The sequence below is a fragment of the Bartonella sp. OD88NMGDW genome (assembly GCF_042193775.1).
GTDB classification, from domain to species: Bacteria; Pseudomonadota; Alphaproteobacteria; order Rhizobiales; family Rhizobiaceae; genus Bartonella; species Bartonella grahamii.
In genome coordinates this window covers 1-6,618 of the sequence record NZ_JBHIMA010000023.1, presented here as the reverse complement: position 1 = coordinate 6,618, position 6,618 = coordinate 1, and the positions used below count along the sequence as shown (strand labels likewise).

Annotated in this window: 2 pseudogenes; both read right to left on the bottom strand. The window is 35.8% G+C overall.

From position 1 onward, the window contains the following. Positions 1 to 430, bottom strand: a pseudogene (locus ACFIJR_RS08560) (hypothetical protein); the annotation flags it as partial. A gap of 969 nt (positions 431 to 1,399) precedes the next feature. Beyond that, positions 1,400 to 6,379, bottom strand: a pseudogene (locus ACFIJR_RS08555) (DEAD/DEAH box helicase). Between the last annotated feature and the right edge of the window lie 239 nt (positions 6,380 to 6,618).

Genomic DNA, 6,618 nt, shown 5'->3' with positions numbered 1-6,618 from the left:
TATCGGAAATATGAGCATGATCAGTGACACGGGCGTTATCATAAATTTGTGCATTGCCTTCAATTACAACGGCGTTGTTAGCATGCGCATTACCAGACAGCTTTGCATTGTCCTTTAATGTCATACCTTCAAAAATAGCATTCCCATAAATTTGCGCATTACCATAGACATCAACAAAAAAGCTTTTTACTTTAGCATTTCCAAAGACGCGTGCATTTTGAAAGACCCGAGCTTTATTATACACCCAGCAATTACCTTCATGAGATAAGTTGCTTTCATTTTCAATATACCCCCCTAAATCGCCTTTTTTGACATCATCAAAATCTCTTAAGGCTCTAATTCGAGTTAAGAAATGACCATCAATATATTCACAATCATCAATAAATTCGTATTTTGGAGATGTTTTTTCTGTATTAACAATAGAATTCATTTTTACACCTATTCGTAAATTAGTTTTCAATTGACACCCTATAAGAGCATCGGGTGCTGAAAACACGGCGAATAGTCCGTTGCTATGCTTTTCCCATAAGGGTATTGTATGGCATAGCTACACCCGACAAAATCACTATATATGCTAATCACAGCATAAAAGATAGTCAGTGTTTTAAAAGAAATGGAAAAGGTTTTTTCGCAACCTATTCGCTATTCGAAAGTGTTTTCATCACTTGGTTATTTATGTAACAAAATACGTATTTATTGTCAATTAATTTATAAACTTTTTTGATATTTTTTCTTATTTTTTAATACGTTGTGTATTGATAATAACTTATGCTTATTAATTGCTTCTTTTATATTTATGTGCTTTTAAAGCTATATTATAAGATTTATAAAACGATTGCGTTATTTTCTGAATCTATACATTTATAATATTTAGAAACGCTCTCATAATGCGTATTTTTATCTTTATAACCTATCAGTTTTTTTACTAAATGGTTTTTAATTTTTTTTGTGAATTTTGTTTATAAGGGGCTCTAATGTAAACAACCTATATTGAACGCACTCTATAAACACAACCTGTAATATATATTTTGTAGGGGTTTTGGGGGTGCTTATACTTTTTTCAAAAATTAGGGAATTAAAAGCGTAAAGTAATATAAGTATTCACAACAAAGCTTTTGAAAACAATAAAGCTATCATTTTAGATTACGGTATAATCTTTTAAAGGCAATGTAAAAGAAGCATATTCACTTTAAGATAGGGTTTCTTAAAAGTCTTAAAGGCAATCCAAAGTACAGTGTTTTAAAAAGTGCAAAGCCTTATCTTTTAGAATAACGCATATAAACTATTCTTTTAAAGATTGTATGTAAGCAATTTATAAAAGGGGCATAGAACCTATAGGTATAAAACCTTATACCCCTTATGAGTTTATCATACCCGTTATATGAGCATGCTTTATAAGTTATTCAGTTTCTCTTAGTTCTAATTTTGGTAAGTTTTTAACGATTTTCATTGTTTCTAAACTTACAGTAATAACCCTTTGAAATAATTCTAGAGGGTAGGCAGGGTTACCAACGGTTTCAACAGCATAACGATTGGCATCATTAACAATGCCACTCTTTTTATCAGTCTTAACACATTGACGCCCCATAACCCATTCAAGAGCGGGTTTACCATTAACGATATACTCACAAGCGTCAAGAGGGATATCTGTCATGATGATATTGCTATTATAAATAACAGTGGTTTTATCCTTTTCTTTACTATCCTTAATTTTTGCGAATTTCATTTCAGTTACATAATAAAACTTTTCTGGATTAAAGATGTCAGTTAATTTTGGATTACCCTTTTTAAAGGTCACTGGATAAGGCTCTACAGTTTCATAATTCACGTGCAAATGACCGAGTTCACGTCCTGCTGTTACAAACTTCCAAAAATCATCGGCACTCTTTACACAAGGAATACGAGGCAATTCTTTGCATAAATTATGTGCATAACGTGTACGATAATCTTTTGAATGGAAAATCCCATAAACGTAATAGAATAAATCATCTTTCGTGATTTTTTCATTAGGATAAGCCGCTTTAAAATGGTCTAACCCTTCATCCGTAATGGCATCACGGCGTTGTAAACCAGCTGTTGTGTTTTATTCTATAGAATGCGTAAATAAATGGGTTTGTTTTTCACTTTTACTTTTTGAAACCGTAGTATCTTCGTAAATATAAAGTGGAAAACATTGGTTACCACCATCCATCATATTAAGATTAGGCAAATCCTTAGCCATAAATACAGAAAAACCACTCCTTGCTCCTATGCCTGTAATTTGTATCACTCTATTTTCAACCGCTTGTCCTATCGGGAATATACGCGGCATTTGATAGACTGCTTCATTAAAGACGCTATTGTAATAAAGCCATTGTTTTGTAAAAGGGCGATAAAGGCTTTGAGTAAGGCATGTGGCTTCAAATTCTGAAAATTTGCCTCTTAATAATTCTCCTTTAAGAGTACTGCTCCAACTAATTTTTTTACTATCTGAATTTACGAAATTATCTACAGCCTTTTTACGTGTGTTACGGTCAGCATGTGGATAGATCTCATTAAAACATTTCACTTCGCTGTTATAAAAGGTAATCATATTACCCATATTCTTTGCTAAAATTTCACGGCTTGAGTTATATGCCCAAGCATCACGATTGGTTGAAACACCAAGAGAATAAGTTTCAAAGAGTTTTTTATCATGCCCCCTTTTGATACCCATAGCTAAGAATGTTTTGAAACTTTTATCACGTTGATGTATCCAATCACCATGCTTATCTGGTGTAATTATTTTCCAACCTTGTTTACTTCGTGTAATGCCACCAACACTACCAAAGTCTTGAACCATTCCAAGTTTTTTTTCGGTGGAAAGATTATCTCCAATATCATGATAGTAAATTTTACACTCTCCAGAAACATTGGGATTTTTGATAAATAGCGTTACCGCAATACCAGTCATACTACCACTACCAAAAATATTCTCTCCTTCTTGAGAAGCTCCATTGCTTAATATATTTTTGCGGATATCCCCCCGTAAATTAAGCACATAAATACTCGTAAACTCTTTGGCTAAAGATTTTCGTAAACCATCCATTGTTGGCTTTTCTACATAACTAGAACCAGAAACAAAGCCGATTACTCCAGCATTACCAATACGGTCACTAGCCCAGCGAATGGCACGAATATAACTATCATATAACTTTTGCGTACTAGTTGCTTTCGATTGAGCTATATAAGTCTCACGAATGCGGTCATTTAATATCGGATAGGGTGTATTCTTTGCATTATCATTCTCATTTTTTTGTCCTACCGAATAAGGAGGATTGCCAAAGATAACTTTGATATTTAGATTCTTTTGATGTTCTAAATATTCACTGTTTTCTTTGAGTATACCATCTATCAAGTTTTTTTCTTTAAGTGTCTGAAACGTATCAGCCAAACCAATATGCTTAAAGGGAATGTAATCTCCTTTCATAAGACTATGATACGTCGATTCAATGTTAATCGCTGCTATGTAATAGGCAAGTAAAACAATCTCATTGGCGTGGATATCATGACGGAACTTATATTCCATATCCTCTGGTTTGATGAGATTGGATTGTAAAAGCCGCGTGATAAAAGTACCCGTTCCAGTGAAAGGGTCAAGAATAGAAACACCCCGTGACCCCAAGCTTTTGCCAAATTCATTACGCAACACATCATCAACAGAATGAATGATAAAATCAACAACCTCAACGGGCGTATAAACAATCCCAAGCCTATCCGTGGTTTTCTTAAATGCCTTGGCAAAAAAACTTTCATAAAGTTTGATAATAAGATTCTGTTTTGCATGAGTTTCTGTAATACCTGCTGTACAGAACGTGACACTTTTGTAAAATTTATCAAGATCTTTGGTTTTTTCTTCAATGTTCGTTTTATCCAGTTCTCTTAAGATCTTGTCCATTGCTTGCGAAATGGCATTGTTCTGTACAAATTCATTACCGTCAAATAAAGCTTCAAACACGGGACGCGTGACAAGATGTTGCGCTAACATCTCAATCGCTTCCTCTTGCTTGATTTCACTGTTGACGTTGTTCTTTAATTCCTTATGGAATGCATCAAAGGCGTGAAAGGCTTCACTCTTTTCATCGGAAATCATATCTTTAAGATGATTGATATGGTTTTGAGCAATCTCAGCAACATTGTTCGCCCAAATGCCCCAATAATCCGTGATTTTAAAACTATCCAGAAAAATGGCTTTGACAAAATCAAAAAATTCAGAACGGCGGAATAAGTCTTCTTGTCCTCCAGATACCGATTGAGATTTGCTTTCTGCTGTTCCAATGACACGTCCAGAACTTTCTGCTTTTGATGGTATCGAGATCTCATCAACCGTTGTGGTAAGCTCTTTTAATTCATCCTCACGCTTAATCTCTATAATCTCAATCGTATGGCTGCTATCTTGTCCTAAAGACATTTGATTAATTGTCCGAGCAAGCCTTTCATCATGAGAATGTAAAGCATGCAAAACTTGCCAAACAACACGGTATCTCTTATTGTTTTTTAAAGCCTTTTTGGCTTCTAAGTGTGAAGGAATGATAATGGGTAAAATGATATAGCCCGTTTTCTTATTTGGAGCACGACGCATCACACGCCCTACCGCCTGTATCACATCGACTTGGCTATTACGCGGGTGTAAAAACATGATGGCATCAAGAGCAGGGACATCAATCCCTTCAGACAGACACCGAACATTGCTTAAAATCCGACAAACATTTTGACCCGCATCTTCTTTAAGCCAATCCAGTTCCTCATTGCGTTTTTTGACACTTTGCGTTCCGTCAATATGTCTTACTTCACAGTTTAGAAAGGGAACGGTTTGAAGGAAATCATCAATATGAGATTTGATAATTTTATTAAAGAGCTTTGTTATATATTGAGAGGTATTGATATCTTTGCAAAAAGCTAAAGCACATTGCATGGGCTCTGTATCATCATCATCAACAGCGGCTTGCTTATCTATTTTGGTAAGTGCTCTATAACAGCCAATAATTTTTGCCGCATCATCTAAATCAATTTCACGGTTTTCATTGGCAATAATCTCCTGTATGGCTGGTGTGATATAGGTTTCATTAATGCCTAAGACCACAATCTTGTAAGGGGTTAAAAGTTCATTATCGACAGCTTCTGCGAAGGTATAATGATGAAGTTGTTTGCCATAAAGTGCTTCATCATCCATAGAGGCTAGAACGGCATTGATCTCATCCGCCCGCCTTTTGGCAGTATCACTAAAGATACGCGGCGTTGCTGTCATGTAGAGGCGTTTTTTACCTCGAATAATGCTGTTATCGTGAACCTTGATAAATTCAGATTCATTGTCTTCACTTCCCAATGAAGCCCCAGTTGTTCTATGGGCTTCATCACAAATGATCAGATCAAATTCAGGTAACCCATGGTCTTTTTGGGCATCCGAAAGCACTTGGATAGAATGGTAAGTTGAAAAGATAACCGTCATTGCATCTGCTAGGTTTTCACGCGCTTCTTTGGCAAGGGCTTTTGCATCTGTTGTAGCAGGGAGCACAAGATCTGATGTTTCCATGCCAACAATATCATCTTGGTTTTTACGACGCTTGCCTACTTTTGTATCCGAACACACAGCAAAAGAACGCAAGGGCACTTGTGCATCGGCTGTCCATTCACGGATCGTTTGTGAGACTAAAGCAAGAGAAGGCACCAGAAACAACACACGCTTGCCTTTTCCTGCTATGGTCTCTGCTATCTTCAAACTGGTGAAAGTCTTACCCGTTCCACATGCCATAATCAGCTTGCCACGGTCTGCTTCTTTTAACCCTTCACAGACTTTCTTGATGGCTTCTTCTTGATGGGGACGAGGATCTTTTGTTGATTTAAGAACAATTTCTTTTTTCGTTGCAAATATTTGCCAGTCTATACGACTGTTTTCCATATGACGAAGGTCAATGCGATAAACGGGGATCGCTTGTCCTTTGATCATGGCATTGACATTGTCACTTAATTCCACTTCCGTGGTATCAACGAGAAGACGATATTTAAAGATGTCTTTTCCAGAGGCAGCGATAAAGCTATCAATATCTTTTTTACTGATCTGATGGTCAGCTTTATAAAACTTACATTGAATAGCCACATAGCCTTCTTGATGACGAAGCTTAGCCACCAAATCAATACCGATATCATTTTTATTCCAACCTTCATGCTCTTTAGCCCATTCATAATAGGTTTCTACCTTTTCGTAGCGTCCATAATGAAGAGGGTCTTTCGTCAAATAAGCTATGACAAGGTTTTCAAACAGAGTTCCTAATTCACGGGGTGATTTTGCTTGTTGACGATAATATTCTAACAAAGAGCGTAAAGTGACATGTTCATTATCAGAATTATTAAATTGATGCATATTACAACAGGACTCCGTTTACATATGAGGGGGTTAATTCTTATCAAAAGAATCAAAAAGAAGCTTATTAAATCCATTTTGAATGAATAGTGAGAAAACTGGAAAAAATGCTAAAAAAGCGGATAAATTTTTTCAAAAAGTTTTTTAAACGCTGTTTATCCACAGCCCATGAGAGAGATCAGATCAGCAAAATAGTGAAATTTGCTGTTTATTTTATGGAAAAAGACAAATGAAGCATG